General features: G+C 72.0%; 13 protein-coding genes. 2 read left to right on the top strand and 11 right to left on the bottom strand.

All coding sequences use genetic code 11. The annotated features are described in order from the left end of the window. Positions 1 to 100: 100 nt before the first annotated feature. From KDM41_12880 to KDM41_12855, 6 genes are all read right to left on the bottom strand, one after another. Complete coding sequence (locus tag KDM41_12880) at positions 101 to 1,450, bottom strand: T9SS type A sorting domain-containing protein (GenBank protein MCB1184323.1); 1,350 nt, start codon at positions 1,448 to 1,450, stop codon at positions 101 to 103. Between the two features lie 170 nt (positions 1,451 to 1,620). Next, on the bottom strand, positions 1,621 to 2,025 hold the full coding sequence (locus KDM41_12875) for an OsmC family protein (GenBank protein MCB1184322.1): 405 nt from the start codon (positions 2,023 to 2,025) through the stop codon (positions 1,621 to 1,623). Between the two features lie 35 nt (positions 2,026 to 2,060). Then, the gene (locus tag KDM41_12870) at positions 2,061 to 2,936 is read right to left on the bottom strand and encodes a YihY/virulence factor BrkB family protein (protein MCB1184321.1); all 876 of its coding nucleotides are present in this window, start codon (positions 2,934 to 2,936) and stop codon (positions 2,061 to 2,063) included. A gap of 41 nt (positions 2,937 to 2,977) precedes the next feature. Further along, complete coding sequence (sulP, locus tag KDM41_12865) at positions 2,978 to 4,645, bottom strand: sulfate permease (GenBank protein MCB1184320.1); 1,668 nt, start codon at positions 4,643 to 4,645, stop codon at positions 2,978 to 2,980. A 202-nt stretch (positions 4,646 to 4,847) separates the two neighbouring features. Next, a complete protein-coding gene (locus tag KDM41_12860; GenBank protein MCB1184319.1) occupies positions 4,848 to 7,661 on the bottom strand; it encodes a T9SS type A sorting domain-containing protein in 2,814 nt (937 codons plus the stop codon). 134 nt (positions 7,662 to 7,795) lie between these two features. Continuing rightward, positions 7,796 to 10,009, bottom strand: coding sequence for a hypothetical protein (locus KDM41_12855; protein ID MCB1184318.1), 2,214 nt, complete (start codon positions 10,007 to 10,009; stop codon positions 7,796 to 7,798). Positions 10,010 to 10,211: 202 nt separating this feature from the next. Here KDM41_12855 and KDM41_12850 point away from each other — a divergent pair, with 202 nt between their 5' ends. After that, entirely contained in the window at positions 10,212 to 12,839 is a 2,628-nt protein-coding gene (locus tag KDM41_12850) for a S9 family peptidase (GenBank protein MCB1184317.1), read from the top strand. A 132-nt stretch (positions 12,840 to 12,971) separates the two neighbouring features. Beyond that, the gene (locus KDM41_12845; GenBank protein ID MCB1184316.1) at positions 12,972 to 14,429 is read left to right on the top strand and encodes a hypothetical protein; all 1,458 of its coding nucleotides are present in this window, start codon (positions 12,972 to 12,974) and stop codon (positions 14,427 to 14,429) included. Positions 14,430 to 14,441: 12 nt separating this feature from the next. Here KDM41_12845 and KDM41_12840 read toward each other — a convergent pair whose 3' ends face one another. The 5 genes from KDM41_12840 to KDM41_12820 form a co-directional block, all read right to left on the bottom strand. Continuing rightward, complete coding sequence (locus KDM41_12840) at positions 14,442 to 15,302, bottom strand: hypothetical protein (GenBank protein MCB1184315.1); 861 nt, start codon at positions 15,300 to 15,302, stop codon at positions 14,442 to 14,444. A gap of 9 nt (positions 15,303 to 15,311) precedes the next feature. Then, a complete protein-coding gene (locus KDM41_12835) occupies positions 15,312 to 15,719 on the bottom strand; it encodes a co-chaperone GroES (protein ID MCB1184314.1) in 408 nt (135 codons plus the stop codon). Positions 15,720 to 15,736: 17 nt separating this feature from the next. Then, on the bottom strand, positions 15,737 to 16,522 hold the full coding sequence (locus KDM41_12830) for an SDR family oxidoreductase (protein ID MCB1184313.1): 786 nt from the start codon (positions 16,520 to 16,522) through the stop codon (positions 15,737 to 15,739). Between the two features lie 15 nt (positions 16,523 to 16,537). After that, complete coding sequence (locus KDM41_12825; protein MCB1184312.1) at positions 16,538 to 16,933, bottom strand: Smr/MutS family protein; 396 nt, start codon at positions 16,931 to 16,933, stop codon at positions 16,538 to 16,540. After that, on the bottom strand, positions 16,933 to 17,119 hold a 187-nt coding region (locus KDM41_12820; protein ID MCB1184311.1), incomplete at its 5' end, for a Smr/MutS family protein. The genes KDM41_12825 and KDM41_12820, both read right to left, overlap by 1 nt.

Genomic DNA, 17,119 nt, shown 5'->3' with positions numbered 1-17,119 from the left:
GAAGCGGCGGCCCCGGGGGACACGCGTCGACGACAAGCCGAAGGCCGCCCCCGGGGCGGCCTTCGTGCGGGATCGCGGCGGCGGGCGGCGGCCCGCCCGATCACTTGAGCAGGGTCATGCGCCCGGTGGCCACGCCGTCGGTCGTGCGGACCCGGGCGAAGTAGACGCCGCTGGGCACGGCGCGGCCCGCCGTGTCGCGGCCATCCCAGGTCAGCGACCGTTCGCCGGCGGGCAGGCTCTCGGCGAGGAGGGTGCGCACCAGGCGTCCGGCCAGGTCGTAGACGCCGACCTCGACGGATCCGGCGCGCGTCAGCACGAAGCGCACCTCGGTGCTCGGGTTGAACGGGTTGGGCACGTTGGGCCGCAACCTCGGGGCCGCAGCCTCCGCCGCCGGCGTCCGGCCGGCAAGGAATGCCCGGTTGAAGACGCCCTGGGGCGCCGGCACCGGAATGGTCGCGACCCCGGTCAGGGCGAGGTTGCTGTCGTGATGCGTGACGGCCTGCTGCAGACGCGGGCAGAGGTCGGCCGGAGCGCAGACGGTCGCCGCGACCGCGTCGGCGCCGTTCTCCAGCGCGTACTGGATGGCCGCCCACATGGTGGCCAGCGAACTGCCCGCATCGTCGTCCCACTCGGTGTCGAGCATCATGAGCTCGGCGTCCGGCACGGCCACGGCGAGCAGGGCCGCCAGCTCCGCCGTCGGCCGGCCCGGGACAGCGCCGGTCGGCGCGACCTTGTCGTCCCCGCCGTGCTCGACGCCGAAATCCCAGCCGTGCAGATCGTCGACGAAGCCGTTGGCGTCGTCGTCGATGGCATTGCCGGCGATCTCGCCGGGATTGGTCCACAGCCGGACGGACGGGTCGCCCCCGGGAACCAGGCCCGGGCCGACGTGCCCGATCACGGGGCCGCGGGAACTCCCATGGTCACGCTGCAGCAGCCGTCCGATGTCCAGGGCCGTCGCGTCGGCCCCGTCCCCGCCCCGCTTGGTGTCGAGCGGTTCGGCCTCGTCGCCGTCCGCGAAGGGCATGTCGAAGTAGAGCGTGGCCCCGATGGGCAGGTGCGCCAGCTCCTCCACGACCGCGGGCTTGGCCAGGAAGGTCAAGGCGTTCGCCACGTACAGTTCGTGCACGGCGACGACACCGTGGGCGCCGCGGCCTTCGAGAATGGCCGACGCCGTGCGCTGGGCGCGGCGGCTCTTCTTCTTCAGGGCGGCGATCACGCGGTCACGGCGCTTCTGGGGATCGGCTTCCTTGAGATCCGGCAGGGGCAGGCCGCCCACCGTGTCCGGATCGTCGAAGACCATGAGGATGGGGATCATGCCGGGGTTGGGGTCGTCGTCGAGATAGGCCCGCAGGTCGGGACTGACCTCGACGGCCCGGGCGGGCGTGGCCACCGCACCGGCTGCCAGCAACAGCACGAGCACGCAACAGGTTCGAAGCGGATGAACAGACATGATCTTTTCCCTCACGGCAGACGAAGGCTCCCCCGCAATTCCCCCATGCGAACGGAGCCCGGCGACGGAGAGGCCGGGACGTGGCCCCTCATCGGCATGTCAAGATTACCAGAATTCCCCCGAATGATCAACATTGGTCCGGTCGTTCTGAAGAACATCACACCGGCAGGTCACTTGTCCAGCACGAACTCGTGGGTGATGGTGGCCGTGCCCGCCAGCATGGCCGAGGCCGAGCAGTAGCGGCTCTCGGACAACTCGATGGCCCGCTTGACCTTGTTCTCGTCCAGGTCGCCCCGCAGGCGGTACGTCAGGTGGATCCGGGTGTACACCCGGGGGTGGTCCTCGGCGCGCTCGGCGGCGGCGCTCACCTCGAGACCCTCGAGGGGCTGCTTCATCTTGGCCAGGATCGAGGCCACGTCGACCCCCGTGCAGCCGATCAGGCCCAGGATCATCAGTTCCATGGGCGACGGCGCCGTGCCGGTGCCGCCGGCGGCGGTCGGGGCGTCGGTGAGGACCTCATGTCCCGAGGCCGAGGTGTGGCGGAACCGCATGCCGCCCTGCCAGACGGCCTTCATGACGTTCGCCATGGCGGGGTACCTCCCGGGGCGCCTCAGCGCAGGCGCCGGAACGGCCGGATGCCGTCTTCCTCTTCCTGCCGCTTCATCAGGGCGTTGATCTCGGCGCCGAGCAGGAAGACGAAACCCGAGATCCACAGCCACACCAGCAGGATGACCACCGCGGCCAGGGATCCGTACGACTTGTTGTAGGTGCCGAAGTTGCGCAGGAACACGCGGAAGGCCGACGAGGCCGCCATCCAGAGGATGGTCGAGGTGAGGGCGCCGGGCAGGATCCAGCGGAACTTCTGTTTCGCCTCGGGGGCGATGTAGTACAGGATCGACAGGGCGACGAGGTTCAGCACGAAGGCCATGGGCAGCCGGATGCTGGTCCAGAAGGTGTTGGTCTCGCTGGCGATGCCGAGGATCTGGAAGAGCTGCTGGGTGATCTCGGGGCCCACGAGCACGATGGTCATGGCCAGCAGCCACAGGCCGGACAGCACGAGCGTCAGGACGATGGCGTAGACCTTCTGCACCGCCATGTTCCGCCGCGGCCTGATGTTGTAGGCCCGGTTGATGGTGGTGATGAGCGCCCCGATGGCCATGGACGCGCCCCACAGCGAGGCGAGCAGACCGAAGCCGAGCAGACCGCCGTTGCGGTTGGGCAGCAGGTTCAGCACGGTGTCGGTGACGTACTGCGCCGCCTCGACCGGCATCTGCGACTTCAGTTCGTCGAGCATGAGGGGTTGCAGCGACTCGCCGAGGGGGAAGGTGCTGAGCAGACTGAGCAGGAAGATCATGAACGGGAAGAGGCCCAGCATGGTGTAGTAGGCGATCTGCGCCGCCATGCCCATGCAGTCGTCGTACCCGATCTCGCGCTGCAGGCGGATCAGGAAGAGCCAGAACCGTTTTGCCCATCTGGAGATCTTCATAGCGCCCTAGGATGGAACGGGACCGCGGGGAAATCAACTCGTTATAGCGCCTCGTTCCCGTCGGCGGCCAGCAGTTCGCGGGCCCGCGCCAGGGCCGCGTCGATGTCCCCGGTGACGTTGTCCTCGCCCACCGCCGCGGCGATGCCGGCCCGCCGCAGGGTCGCCAGCGGGGCCGGTTGCAGGCCCGAGAACACGACCCGCGTGCCGGACCGGCCCGAGCGGGCGATGACGTCCTCGAGGGCGCGCAGCGCCGTGGCGTCGATGGCCGGCACGTGCCGCAGGCGCAGCACCAGCACCCGCGGCGCCCGGTCGATGCGGTTGATGGCCGACTTGAACTTGTCGGCCGCCCCGAAGAAGAACGGCCCGTCGATCTCGAACACGGCCACGCCCTCGGGCACCTCGCGGTGCATCAGGGCCGCGGGGTCGGACGCCTCGTCGACCGCCCCCGCGCCCGCGAGGTACGAGGCCTGGGTGACGTCGGCCATGCGCCGCATGAACAGCAGCGCGCTGAGGACCACCCCGACCTGGATGGCGATGGTCAGATCGACCAGCACCGTCAGGGCGAAGGCGTTGACCATGACCAGCACGTCGCTGCGCGGGCTGCGCAGCATCTTCAGGAAGTACCGCCACTCGCTCATGTTGCCGGCGACGACCAGCAGGATGCCCGCCAGGGTCGCCATGGGGATGAGCGCCGCCCAGCGCCCGAACACGAGCATGAGCAGCAGCAGGGTCAGGGCGTGGACCATTCCCGCCACCGGCGTGGCGCCGCCGCTGCTGACGTTCGTGGCCGTGCGCGCGATGGCCCCCGTGGCCGGCATGCCGCCGAAGAGGGGCGAGGCGATGTTGGCCACGCCCTGGGCGATGATCTCCATGTCCGAGCGGTGGCGGCGGCCGGTCATGCCGTCGGCCACGACCGCCGACAGCAGCGACTCGATGCCGGCCAGCAGGGCGATGGCCAGGGCCGGCGAGAAGAGGCTGCTGACCAGGGGCCAGGACAGGTCGGGCAGGTGCGGCGCCGGCGGCGACGTCGGCACCGCCCCGAAGCGCGAACCGATGGTCTCCACCGGCAGGTGGGCCAGTTGCACCGCCGCGGTGGTCAGGACGATGGCCACCAGCGAGCCCGGCACCTTGCGCGTCACCCGCGGCCACGCCCACACCAGCAGCATGGTGCCCAGACCGAGGCCCAGGGCCCACGGGTTCCAGGTGTCGGCCACCGCGGCGTACGCCCGCAGCTTGGCCAGGAAGCCGGCCGGGACCTCGCTCATGCGCAGGCCGCACAGGTCGCGCAGCTGGCCGGCGGCGATGATCAGGGCGATGCCGCCGGTGAACCCGACCGTCAGCGGATAGGGGATGAAGCGGATGACGCCACCCAGGCGCGCCAGGCCCATGACCAGCAGCAGGCCGCCGGCCATCAGGGTCGCGGTCTGCAGCCCGGCGTAGCCGTGGCGATGGACGATCTCGGCGACCAGGACGATGAAGGCGCCGGTGGGTCCGCCGATCTGCACCCGGCTGCCGCCGAGGGCCGAGATGAGGAAGCCGGCGACGATGGCCGTGACCAGCCCCTGCGCCGGGGCCAGGCCGGACGCGACCGCGAACGCGATGGCCAGGGGCAGGGCCACCACGCCGACGATGACGCCGGCGGTCACGTCGCGTGCGAACGTCGCGCGGTCGTAGCCCTCGCGCAGGGTGGTGACGAGCTTGGGCAGCAGGGGCGTGCGGTCCGTGGTCGTGCCTCGACGCCGGGGTGGAGCCGGAGGATCCGGGGCCGGGACCGGGCGGATGGGCACCGCCGTGCGGCCGGCGGCGCCATGATAGCGCGCCGCGCCGGGAATGCAAACGGCCACCGCGGAAAAGCGGACGGCCCCTTCCGCCGGGGAAGGGGCCGTCCTGTTCGCGTCGGGACCGACGGGACTACTTCAGCAGCAGGGCCCGCTGCTGCAGCGTGAAGCCGGGGCCCGCGAGGCGCACGAAGTACACGCCGCTGGCCACCGGACGGCCGCCCTGGTCCAGGCCCGCCCAGGTGACGCGGTGCTCGCCGACGCCGTAGCTCTCGTCGGCGACGGTCGCGATGCGCCGACCGGTCACGTCGTACACGTCGACCCGCACCCGGCCCGCCTCGGGCAGGGCGAAGGCGATGGTCGTCTGGGGGTTGAACGGGTTGGGCGACAGGCCCAGGCTCGCCTTGACGGCCACGCCGGTCAGTTCCTTCTCGTGACCGCCTTCGCCGTCGTCCTCGCCGTCATCGTCATCGCGGCAGCAGTCGCCCGTGGTGCACACCACGTCGCTGGCCGTGAAGCTCTCGCCGGCGAAGGTCTCGCCCGTCAGGAAGGCCTCGGTGTCGCCGCAGGCGATCATGGCCTCGGCCTTGGCGAAGTGGAGCACCAGGTCGATGTCGCCGTCGCCGTCGACGTCTTCCTCGTGGCGCTGCAGTTCGCCGTCGCAGTCCCGGCCATGACCGTGACCGGGGTTGTCGCAGCCGCGGCCGTGACCGTGGCCGTGGCCCCGCCCGCGGTCGCCATGGCCGTCGCGGCCGCCCCGGTGATCGCCGTCGTCGTGGCCGCCGCGGCCGTTCCGGTCGTCGTGACCGCCCCGGCCGTTCCGTCCGCCGCGGCTCTTGTCGTCGCCGCCCTCGCCGTCGTCGTCATCGTCGTCGCCGTCGTCGTCGCACCGGCCGCGGTGCACATGGACCTCCATGGCCTCGCCGGGACCGAACCGCACCGTGTTGTGGTCCACGGTGAGCGCGTCGAAGTCGTCGGTGGTCAGGATGGCCACCGGGATCACCCCGTGGTGGCTGCGGCAGTTGATCGGGTTGGTGTCGCTGCCGGGCTTGATGTCGATGACCACGACCGGACCCTCCACGGGCGGCTCGTCCGTGCACGCCGTCGGCGCGATGACGATGCGGCCGCGGTCGCCGGTCAGGTAGTGGTCGCCGTACAGGCACGAGCCCACCAGGGTCAGATGGGCCAGGCGGTCGGCCTCGTAGCCCAGGCTCCCCATGGGGAAGGCCGCGCCGGGATCGCTCACGTCGAAGACGTGCACGCCGTTGCTCTCGAGGTACAGGTGGGTGCCGTCGAAGGCCACGCCGTCGACCACGCCGGGCACGATGACCTTGCCCACCAGCGACTTGGTGCCCAGGTCGGTGACGTCGTAGATGCGCGCGCCGCCCGCGTGGGTGACCACGGCCAGGTCGTTGGCCATGGCGATGTGGAGCGCGGGGTCGCTGACGACGATGACCGACATGGCCACCGGGGCGCCCGGATCACTCACGTCGAAGTGGGTCACCTCGGCGTCGATGGCGGCCAGCATGACGTCGCCGTCGATGGCCGCGATGGGCGAGAAGCCCGCTCCGTCGGTCTTCGACAGCAGGACCGGGTCGGCCGGATCGAAGGCGTCGATGACGATCAGCGAACCGAACTCGCTGCTGTACAGGTACTCCGCGTTGGCCACGAGGCCGGTCATCTCGAAGTTGAAGGTCTTGCGGCCGAGCTCGGCCGGGTTGGCCGGATCGGACAGGTCGTACGCCGCCAGGACGGAGTTGCCGAAGCTGCTGCCCTGGAAGAGGACGAAGAGGATGTCGCCCGACACCGCGTGGCCGCGCACGTTGCCCTGCCACATGAAGCCGCCCTGCAGGGCGGGCGCCGAGCAGTCCGACGCGTCCCAGGTCTCCAGGCCCATGCGGCTCAGGGTGACCAGGCCGTCGGTGCCGAAGGCGGCCATGCCGGCCAGGGTCGCCTCGACCTCGACCGCCGTCGTGGCCGGCGTGCCGGGCTCCAGGCCCACGGCCAGCTCGGCGAAGGCGTTCGACAGCCCGACCAGGAGCCGGTCGCCGTCGAGCATGCCGTCGTGGATGACGAAGGGCGCCTCGAGCACCAGGGCGGGATTCGCCGCGTCGGCGACGTCGTACACCGCCAGCGGCAGGCCGTAGGCGTACGCCATGGTGCCGCGGAGCACGAGCGGCCGCGTGATGGCGGGGAAGCTGCCGGCGGTGATGTACTGGTCCGGGCCGGTGAACTCGAGCACGTCGGTGCCGCCGCCGTCGTGCAGGAAGTAGCCCGTGTCGCCGTTGAAGGTGATGGAGATGATGCCCGTCAGGGGCAGGCGGTAGCCGACGCTGAGGGTCGTGGGATCGCTCACGTCGATGGCCACCACGTCGTTCGCGAGGGCGTCGACGGCGTAGAGCCAGTCGCCGCGCACGTCGAACGAGTCGAGCCAGGTCTGGCCGATGCTGCCGAGGCCCTCGGGGAAGGCCGGGTCGCTGACGTCGACGATGAGCAGCCGGCCCTGGTCGTTGCGCAGGTAGGCGCGCTCGCCGATGACCCGCAGCTGGGTCATGAACTGGGGCATGGACAGGGTGCCGGTCAGGGTCGGCGCATTCGGGTCGGCCAGGTCGTAGACGGCCAGACCGTTGAAGCCCTCGCCGTCGGCGGCGCTGTAGATGACGTACAGATGGCCGCCGGCCACCTGGATGCCGCGCACGTCGCCGTCCTGGCCGGGGAAGCTGCCGGCGAAGTCGGGGGCGCCGGGGACGGACACGTCGATGATCTGCAGGGAGCTCGTGTAGACCAGGTCCCCCGCCCGGTCCAGGAAGCGCGCGCCGGTCTGCACCGTCGCGTCGAGGTGCGTGTAGTCGCCGAACGCGACGCAGTCGTCGCCCTGGGCGTAGGCGGCGCCGACCAGCAGGAACGCGGTCAGAGCCATGACGATGCGGATGGCCGCTCGAGTCATCGTGATCCCTCCAGATGTGGTTTGCGATGGCGATGTCGTCCTGACGGTGTCGCAGTGCCGGGCATCCGAGCCCGGTGGGCGGCAGTATAGCACAGAACGTGCCGGGGGGCATCCCGCGTTCCCGATGCTTCCCCCTACTTGACGAGCGTGAGCTTGGCGGTCGCGCGGTTCCCCCGCGAAACGGCCTGCACCAGATACAGCCCCGACGCCACCGGGCGCCCCGCGTCGTCATCCCCGTGCCAGGTCACCACATGGGCGCCCGCGGCCCGGTTCTCCCGCACCACCGTCCGCACCCGCCGGCCGGCCACATCGTGCACCGTGACCAGGACCGGGCCGGCCTCGGCCAGGTGGAACCTGATGTCCGTCATGGGATTGGCCGGATTGGGCCACGGATCGTCGAGCCGCAGGGCCCGCACGACGGGACCGGCCGTCGGCGGCACCGGCGACACGGCCGGATCGGCCCCGACCAGGATGCGCAGCTCGGCGCTGCCCACGACGAGGCCGGCTTCCGACCAGGTCGCAGCCCCGATCCAGGTGTAGGTCGTGGCGGGCGGGATCGGGCTGCGGAAGGGCACATCGAGGGGGGTCCAGGTCTGGCCGCCGTCCTCGGTGCGGTGAAGGCCGCCATGGGTGCTCCAGGCGACGCCCTCGTCGGCGTCGCGGAACGCCAGGGCCGAGCCCCGACCGACGCCGACGGTCTGCCAGGTCAGGCCGCCGTTCAGCGAGCGCACGACGTCCTGGCCCACGGAGCCGAACACCACGTCCGGTTCGGGCCAGGCGCCCGGCTGGACCGCGCCGGACAGACCACCCACCAGGGCCCAGGTGGCGCCCCCGTCGGTGGTACGGTAGGTGCGGCCGAGACCGCCCACGTTGCCGCTGACCAGACCGACCAGCGGGCTGCCGAAGCGCACCGCCCACACGTCGAAGGTGCCGACGGGCAGGCCGCCGCCGACGGGCGCCCAGGTCTGGCCGCCGTCGGTGCTCCGGTAGATGCTGCCGCCGCCCGAGCCGTTGCTGCCGGCGAGGAAGACGTTGTCCGGCGCCGGCGCCGCGAAGCCGCGCACCCAGCCGCCCCCGGCCCAGCTCGCGGGAGCCCAGGTGGCGCCGCCGTCGGCCGAGCGCAGCACGGTGTTCCAGCCGCCCGCCAGGCCGATCGCGTCGTCGACGAAGATCGCGTTGCTGATCTTCACCATCTCGTCCAGGTCGCCGCCGTCGGTCCAGTTGAAGCCGCCGTCGTCGCTGCGCATCCACACGGGGGGGATGCCGCTCACCGAAGGATCGCCGTAGGCGAAGAGCGTGCCGTCGGGCCGCGCGGCCAGGATGTCGACAGTGGCGTACACCGTGGCGGCGCCCACGTTGTGTCCGGCCAGGACCAGCGTGTGGCCCAGATCGTCCGAGCGGAAGAGGCCCCCGTCGTCGCCGGCCACGACCACCCGGCCGCCCGGCAGGGCCGCGATGGCCGGGTACCCCACATGCCACGAGAAGTGCAGCTGCGTCCAGGTGGCGCCGCCGTCGAGGGTCTCCCACAACTCGCCGCCCTCGCCGTGGGCCGTGACCAGCCAGTGGTCCGGCGACACGAGCAGCGTGCGGTAGCGGTACAGGGGACCGCCGTCGAAGTCGGGACCGGGCTGCCAGGTGGCGCCGCCGTCGGTGGTGACCCAGTACTTGAAGGCTTCGGCGATGAAGCCCGTGTCCGGGCCGGTGAAGAAGACCTCGTTGAGCAGGGGATCCATCAGGGGGAAGGTCGGGGTCCAGGTGACGCCGCCGTCGACGGTGTGCAGGTTGGTCCAGTCGCCCACCACGTAGGCCTCGGTGGCGCTGCGCCACAGGTGGTGGCGGATGACGCCGGTCCCCGGCCCGACGTCGGTCCAGGTGGTGCCGCCGTCGGTCGAGACGACGACGGCGCCGCCGTCGCCGCCGGCCGAGACCCCGCCGCCGGGTATCAGGGTCAGGTCGTGGAAGGGTCCGGCCGCCGGCACGGACAGGAGCTCCCAGCTGAAGCCGCCGTCGGTGCTGCGGTGCAGGCCGTCGCCGCCGGCGATGAGCGCGCCGCCGGGCAGCTGGACGATGTCCATGAGGTCGGCCCCCACCCCGCCCAGGCCCTGCACCACGTGCCAGGTCACCGCGCCGTCGTCGGTGCGCAGCACCTGGCCGCCGCGAGCCACGGCCCAGCCGGTCTGGTCGTCCTGGAAGACGAGCCCGAAGACGGGATTGCCCTGGGGGCGCGGATGGCCCCACGACCAGTCGAGATCGGCGGCGGCGGCGAGGGCCGGAGCCAGGAGCAGCAGGCCCACGATCGGGGCGCAGAGGCGGACGCTGGCGGCCGGGGCGAACGGGCGACGGGACATGGCGGGACTCCTCGGGACGGTCGGCATGGGATTCGGGATGCCCGCATCATACCATACGGATCGGCTCCCGTTTCCACCAATCCCCGGCCTGGTCCGGCGGCGGGGCGGCATCCCGCGCCATTCGGCGGTTGGGCCCGGGCGCCCGGTGGAGTATCATGGCGCGACCCCCCGCATTCCGATCTCCGTCGTCCTGGAGGCCTGCATGTTTCCGTTCCGCATTCTCCGTCCGTCCGCGCTGCCGCTCCTGATCCTGCTGCTGGCCGCGGCCGCGCCGACCCTGGCCGCCGACGCCGACACCGGCGGTCCGGCCCCCGTCGCGGTGACCGAGGTCCTCGTCAGCGACGCGATCTCCCTGGCCCTGCCCGCCTTCCACGACGCGGACCGCGCGGGCGTGAGTTGGGACGACCTGCTGGCCGGCCTGCCCGCCCTGCCCGGCGACGACGGCAGCGGCGCCGCGTGGCCGGCCGACGGCGACGCCTTCGCGGGCCCGGGCGGAACCAAGGTGCACTGGCGTGCCCGCACGGCGGCCGACGGCGCGGTGGAGCTCGGCACCGACGACGCCACCGCCCGCTACCTGGCCTTCACCGTGGGCACCGACCGCTGGCAGGAATTCACCCTGACCGTCACCGGCGATGCGCCCGTGGCGGGCACCTGCGGCGGCGCGGCCCTGGCCTTCGACAGGAAGGACGGCGCCGACGGCGCCCCGGCCGTGCGCACCGCCAAGGTGAAGGCCGCCATCGGCAAGCAGCTCGTGGTGCTGCGCACCCTGCGCGCCCCCGGCAGCGAGGCCACCTGGACCTTCTCCCTCTCCGTCACGCCCGGTGCCGCCGACGCCGCCACGACGGTGGGCAGCGACGCCGCGCGCCCCGTCGACATCCACACCGTCCTGGACGCGCCGCGGGTGGGCAGCGTCGCCATCTCGCCGGACGGCCAGCTGGTGGCCATCAGCCTGGGCGAGTACCGCAACGGCAAGGACCGCGAGAGCTGGCTCGAGGTGCGGGAGACGAAGTCCGGCCGGCTGGTGAACCTGTGGCGCGGCAGCCATGCCCCCGGCGGCGTGGACTGGCACCCGCAGGGCCACAAGGTGACCTGGCAGACCACCGCCGGCGACAAGGCCACCCTGCGCACCTACGACCTCGACACCGGCGAGACCGCCGTCGTCCTGGCCGACGTCGAGCAGCTCGGCGGCTGGGCCTGGACCCCGGACGGCGGCTCCATCATCTACGCCGTCAACCGCACCGCCGAGGCCGACAGCCGCAAGGTGAAGCGGGTGCACGATCCGGCCGACCGCCAGCCCTGGTGGCGCAACCGCTCGCATCTGGAGCAGGTCTTCGTGCCCGCCGGCGTCACCCGCCGCCTGACCGCCGGTCCGGTGAGCGCCGACAACTGGGCCGTCTCGCCCGACGGCAGCCGCATGGTCTTCTTCACCAGCGAGCAGGACCTCACCGCCCGCCCCTACTTCACCAGCACCATGCACCTGATGGACCTGAAGACCCTCGCCGTCGAACAGGTGCTGGACGATCCCTGGATCGGCGGCGCCATCTGGAGCCCGGACGGGAAGTCGCTGCTCCTGAGCGGCTCGCCCTCGGCCTTCGACGGCCTGGGCCGCGACCTGCCCGACGGCATGCAGGCCAACGACTACGGCGGACAGCTCTACCTCTTCGACCTCGCCGCGCGCCGGCCTTCCGCCCTGACCGTCGACTTCCGGCCGGACGTCGGCTCGGTGAGCTGGTCGCGCGCCGACGGCATGATCTACGCGCGCTGCACCGACACGCAGTTCGTCACGGTGTGGCGGCTGAAGCCGGGCGGCGCGTGGGAACGGGTCGCGACCGGCGTCGAGGCGTGCGACCAGTTCGCGGTGGCCGACGACGCCCGCATCGCCGTCTCCCGCGGCACCGGCAGCACCAGCCCCAACACGGTGCACGTGGTCGACCTGAAGAAGAACAGCGCGAAGCTGCTGCTCGATCCGGGTGCGGCCTGGTACGCCGACGTGGTCTTCGGCAAGGTCGAACCCTGGGTGGCGAAGCTCGACAAGGGCATGGACCTCGACGGGTTCGTCTACTACCCGCCCGGATTCGATCCGGCCCGCAAGTACCCGGTCATCGTCTACTACTACGGCGGCACCTCGCCCATCGATCGCAGCTTCGGCGGCCGCTACCCGAAGAACGTCTGGGCCGGCCAGGACTACGTGGTCTACGTGCCCAACCCGAGCGGCGCCACGGGCTACGGCCAGGAGTTCGCCGCGCGCCACGTGAACGACTGGGGCCGGCTCACCGCGCCCGAGGTGATCGAGGGCACCGAGAAGTTCCTCGCCGCCCACCCCTTCGCCGACGCGTCGAAGGTGGGCTGCATGGGCGCGAGCTACGGCGGCTTCCTCACCGAGTACATCATCACCCAGACCGACCTCTTCGCCGCCGCCGTGAGCCACGCCGGCATCTCGGACATCAGCAGCTACTGGGGCGAGGGGCTGTGGGGCTACGCCTACGGCGCGCGCGCCCTGGCGGGCAGCTTCCCCTGGGCCGACCAGGAGCTGTACATCGGCCAGAGCGCGCTCTTCCAGGCGGACCGGATCACGACGCCGCTGCTGCTCGTGCACGGCGACAGCGACGTGAACGTGCCCAAGGGCGAGAGCGACCAGCTCTTCACCGCCCTGAAGATGCTGGGCAAGGAGGTCGAGTACGTGCAGATCGTCGGGCAGGACCACCACATCCTCGACCACGAGCAGCGCATCGTGTGGAACGACACGATCCTCGCCTTCCTGGCCAAGCACCTCAAGGGGCGTTCGGCGTGGTGGGACGCGCTGTATCCGGAGCCGAAGGACTGGCGGTAGACGCCGACGCGTGAACGGGACGATGCACCGCCCCCGGGCCCGGCCCCGGGGGCGGTCGTCTTGACCGTGATGCGCGGATCTGGGAAAATCGTCCTCGATGCGGCCGTCCCACCTTCTCCGGAGAGACACGCCATGGTCACCGGCCACCGCCACATCCTGGTTCTCATCGTCATGTGGGGTTGCGCCGCCCTCGCGGGGGCGCCCGGCTCCGCGCGGGACATCGTCCCCACCGCTGGTCCCATCGCGCCCGCCGACACCATGACCGCCGGCTTCGTGGGGCTCGCCGCCCAGGGCCCCCTGGACGAAGCGGTCCTCGTCACGAGCTGGGCCGAGTTCGGCGCCGTCTTCGGCACCGCGACCACCGGCCTGGCGAACCCCTACCTGGCCCCCTCGGTCGCCGCGTTCTTCGCCAACGGCGGCGGGCAGGCGCGCATCGTGCGGGTCGCGTCCGACGCCCCCGCCGACCTGATCGGGTTCGGATCCGGCCCGACGGCCACCGGCCTGCGGGCCCTGGCCGGCTGGCCGGACGTTTCGGTGGTGGCGATTCCCGGCGTGGGCACCGATCTGGTGCAGGACGCCCTGCTCGACTTCGCCCGCCGCCAGGGCCTGTTCGCGGTGCTGGATCCGGCTTCGCCGACGGGTCTGCCGGGTATCCAGCTGCAGCGGGCCGGGCTCGACGCCCCCGCAGGGCACGGCGCCCTCTACTTCCCCTGGATCCACGCCGCCCCCACGGGCGTCTCGCAGCTGCTGCCGCCCAGCGGCTTCGTGGCCGGGCTGATCTGCGCGACGTCGCCTTCCGATTCGCCGTTCGGAGTCCTGGCCACGGCCATCGCGGTCGCCGTGGACATCGACACGGCGACGAACGACCAGCTGAACGCGCAGAACATCAACGTCATCCGCAACCTGGCGGGCATCCGGGTGTGGGGGGCGCGCACGCTGAGCAGCGATCCGGAGTGGCGCTACGTCGCGGTGCGGCGCATGGCGCTGCACATGGCGCGCTCGATCGGGCAGGGCACCGGCTGGTTCGATCTCCTGGACAACGACGCCACCCTTTGGAACGAGCTGCGCACGGACACCGACGGCTTCCTGTTCGGCCTGTACCGCTCCGGGTACTTCGCCGGCACGTCGCCCAACGACGCCTACTTCGTGCAGTGCGGCCTGGGCACCACCATGACCGCCGCCGACATCGCCGCCGGTCGGGTCATCCTCCGGGTCGGCTTCGCACCGCTGGCCCCGGCCGAGTTCGTGGTCGTGACGACGACCCTCCTGTACCCGGGCGCCGCGGCGGTGCCCGGCGCGGCGGACGGTCGCATCCGGCTGGCGGCGCCGGCGCCCAATCCGGCGAACCCGCGCACGACCGTGGGCTTCGTCCTCGACCGGGCGGCCAACGTGGGCGTCGAGATCGTCGATGTGGCCGGACGGCGGGTGCGCACGCTGGCCCCTCCGGTCCGACGGCAGGCCGGCGCCCACCGCTTCGCCTGGGACGGCTGCGACGACGGCGGCCGCGGCGTGGCGTCGGCGGTGTACCTGGTGCGCCTGACCGGTGACGGCGCCGGGTCGCAGTCGCGGCCGGTCACCCTGGTGCGCTGAACCGGATCGGGCTCAGTTGAAGGGGTTGGGATAGTTCGGCCGCAGGTCGAACACCTGCGGCAGGGGCAGGTCCTTCCGTCGGAACACATCCGCGCGACCAGCCGCCTCTACGCTCCGCGGTCCGGATGGCGCCGCGACGGCACCCCGCTTCGGTTGCGGATCCCAGACCAGGTCGACCCGATTGACCCCCGGCTCGATCACGGCCGTGTAGCGCACCCAGCTGTCGCCCGTGCCCGCCTCCCGCAGCAGGAACTCCACTTCGCTCGCGGGCGTGAACTCGCCCATCTCGTCGCCGTTCTCGTCGCGGGCCATCTGCGGCCAGATGTCGTAGAGGAAGGGGAACTCGCGCCGGTCGTCGCACCGGACGGCGCCGTCCGCGTCGGACGTGCCGAGGATGGGCATCTGGTCCACGTCGAAACTGGTCATCAGGGTCATCAGCACGCTCTCGGTGTGGTAGGTCGTGGAGTCGTCCCACGCCGTCATCCGGGCGCGGTAGACGTGGGTGCCGATGGGCGGCGGGCTCCCCGCCCCGAACAGCAGGGCGTAGACCCCCGGCCCGAAGGCGTCGCGCACGAGCACCTGGTAGGGCCGGCCCTCCATGTCGTCCACGTCGACCCTGACGCTGCAGCCCACCGCCACCGCGAATTCCAGGCGGGTGGCGGCCTTGGCGGCGACGGGCTCCAGGCCGGGAATGGGCACGTGCAGCCCCACCTCCAGTCCGGGCACCGGCGCGCCGGACGCGTCGGCGATGCGCAGGTCGAGACGGAAGGCCGCGCTGGCCAGGGGCTGATCGTCGTCACCGCAACCGGCGACCAGAGCGGACAGGGCGATGAGCAGGAATGCGGGCGCGATGGCACGGCTGCGGCGGGACATGGCTTCCCCCTAGTTCGAGTTCCGTTCCTCCCAGCCGGCCTCGTGCTCGGCGTCGAAGCCCTCGCGCACCAGCACGAGCACCGCGTTGTTCGGAACGATCAGGTACTTCTTCTCTTCGAAGGTGATCTCGACGGCGGCCTTGTGCAGGAAGAGCGCGTAGTCGCCCTCCTGGGCCTGCATGGGCATGAAGCGGGGCGGCAGGCTGTCGTCGTCGCCCCAGCCGTCCTCGCCGAAGTCCAGGGGCGAGATGACCGGCGTGCCCGGGCCCACCGAAACCACCCAACCGCCGCGGGCCTGGCGCGAGGCCACGGCCGTCTGCGGCAGGATCAGGCCGGCGTTGGTGCGCTCCTCTCCCTCCTCCGGGCGGATGAGCAGGCGATCACCGACGACGATGAGTTCTTTCTTCAGGCGTCCCAAGCTGATGCGCTCCCCGTTCAGGCCAGGAACTGGCCTCCGTCGATGCGGATGGTCTGGCCCGACACGCCGCGCGTGCCGAGGATGAACATCATAGCGGAGATCACCTCGTCCAGGTGCGGAAAACGCCCGGCAGGCAGCTCGTCGCGCGTGGTGTGCAGGTAGTCGCCGGCGTCGGGCGCGAGCACGGCGCCCAGGGCGATCTCGTTCACCTCGATGCGCGGCGCGAGGGCCCGGGCCAGGTTCCGCGTCAGCCCCTGCAGCCCCACCTTCGCCACGGCGTAGGCGAAATGCTCGGGGTCGCCGACGAGGGACCGCGCGTCGTTGAGGTTGACGATGTCGCCGGTCCACTTCGCGGGCAGCTGCGCCGCGAAGCCCTGGGCCAGGAGGAAGGGCGCACGCAGGTTCACGGCGTGCAGGCGGTCCCAGGTCGCCGCGTCGGTGGCGGCGAAGTCGGCCCGCACGAAGCCCGCGGCGTTGTTCACCAGGATGTCGAGGGGGTTGCCGCTCAGTTCGGCCGCGCGCGCGGGCAGGGCGCGGGCCACGGCGGCGTCGGCCAGATCGCCCGGCAGCACGTCGGCGCTGCCGCCCCGGTGCCGGATCTCCTTCGCCAGCGCCTTGGCCTCGTCGACCGCGGTGTGATGGTGGATGACGACATGGGCGCCCTCGGCGGCGAGAGCCAGGGCCAGGGCGCGCCCCACGCGGCGGGCGGCGCCGGTCACCAGGGCGGTGCGGCTGGCGAGGAAGCCCTCGGCGGGGGCGTCGGCGTCCCCGTCGTCGGGGTCGACGAAGCGGTCGATGGTCATGGCGGTCCCGGGCGCTCAGGTGCGCAGGTTGACGACGATGGCGCCCGCTCCGCCCCAACGCGGGGGGGCCTCCTGCCATGATACCACCAGGCCGGGATGCGCGTCACACCACTTCCTGACCTCGGGCCCGAGGATCGACACGCCGCCCGGCGACGACGACCCCTTGCCGTGCACCACCAGCACCCGCGGCGTGCCCCTGACGGCGTGGGCGCGCAGCTGGAACTCGAGGCGCTCGAGGGCCGCGAGCAGCTTCAGCTTGCGCAGCATGATCTCCGGCGGGGCGTCCTCGCCGCGGTGCAGGCGGCGCTCCTCGGGCCACTCCTCCGCGGCGTCGAACCGGATCGAGCGGCGCATCCCGCGGCGGGGCCGCGGATCGTCGCCGTCGCCACGGGGCCGGCGCTTGCGGCCCATCAGCGGCCCTCCCGCGGGCGCAGGCTCGCCACCGTCGCGCCCCACCCCGACGCGTCGGACGGATGCCCGAACGCCTCCACCTCCGGATGCGCGGCCAGGATCTCCTGCACGATGGTCCGCTGCACCCCGATGCCCTTGCCGTGGATGAAGCGCACCTCGCGCAGGCCGCGGGCGAGGCACTCCTCG

This window comes from bacterium (assembly GCA_020440705.1).
Taxonomy (GTDB): Bacteria; Krumholzibacteriota; Krumholzibacteriia; order LZORAL124-64-63; family LZORAL124-64-63; genus JAGRNP01.
This window is presented reverse-complemented; position numbering and strand designations above follow the sequence as displayed.

What these genes read in the sequence shown, in the direction of transcription:
- KDM41_12870 (MCB1184321.1), bottom strand. Translation starts at nt 2,936, where the DNA reads ATGAAGATCTCCAGATGGGCAAAACGGTTCTGGCTCTTCCTGATCCGC.
- KDM41_12860 (MCB1184319.1), bottom strand. Translation starts at nt 7,661, where the DNA reads ATGACTCGAGCGGCCATCCGCATCGTCATGGCTCTGACCGCGTTCCTG.
- KDM41_12845 (MCB1184316.1), top strand. Translation starts at nt 12,972, where the DNA reads ATGGTCACCGGCCACCGCCACATCCTGGTTCTCATCGTCATGTGGGGT.
- KDM41_12825 (MCB1184312.1), bottom strand. Translation starts at nt 16,933, where the DNA reads ATGGGCCGCAAGCGCCGGCCCCGTGGCGACGGCGACGATCCGCGGCCC.
- KDM41_12840 (MCB1184315.1), bottom strand. Translation starts at nt 15,302, where the DNA reads ATGTCCCGCCGCAGCCGTGCCATCGCGCCCGCATTCCTGCTCATCGCC.
- KDM41_12855 (MCB1184318.1), bottom strand. Translation starts at nt 10,009, where the DNA reads ATGTCCCGTCGCCCGTTCGCCCCGGCCGCCAGCGTCCGCCTCTGCGCC.
- KDM41_12880 (MCB1184323.1), bottom strand. Translation starts at nt 1,450, where the DNA reads ATGTCTGTTCATCCGCTTCGAACCTGTTGCGTGCTCGTGCTGTTGCTG.
- KDM41_12875 (MCB1184322.1), bottom strand. Translation starts at nt 2,025, where the DNA reads ATGAAGGCCGTCTGGCAGGGCGGCATGCGGTTCCGCCACACCTCGGCC.
- KDM41_12850 (MCB1184317.1), top strand. Translation starts at nt 10,212, where the DNA reads ATGTTTCCGTTCCGCATTCTCCGTCCGTCCGCGCTGCCGCTCCTGATC.
- KDM41_12830 (MCB1184313.1), bottom strand. Translation starts at nt 16,522, where the DNA reads ATGACCATCGACCGCTTCGTCGACCCCGACGACGGGGACGCCGACGCC.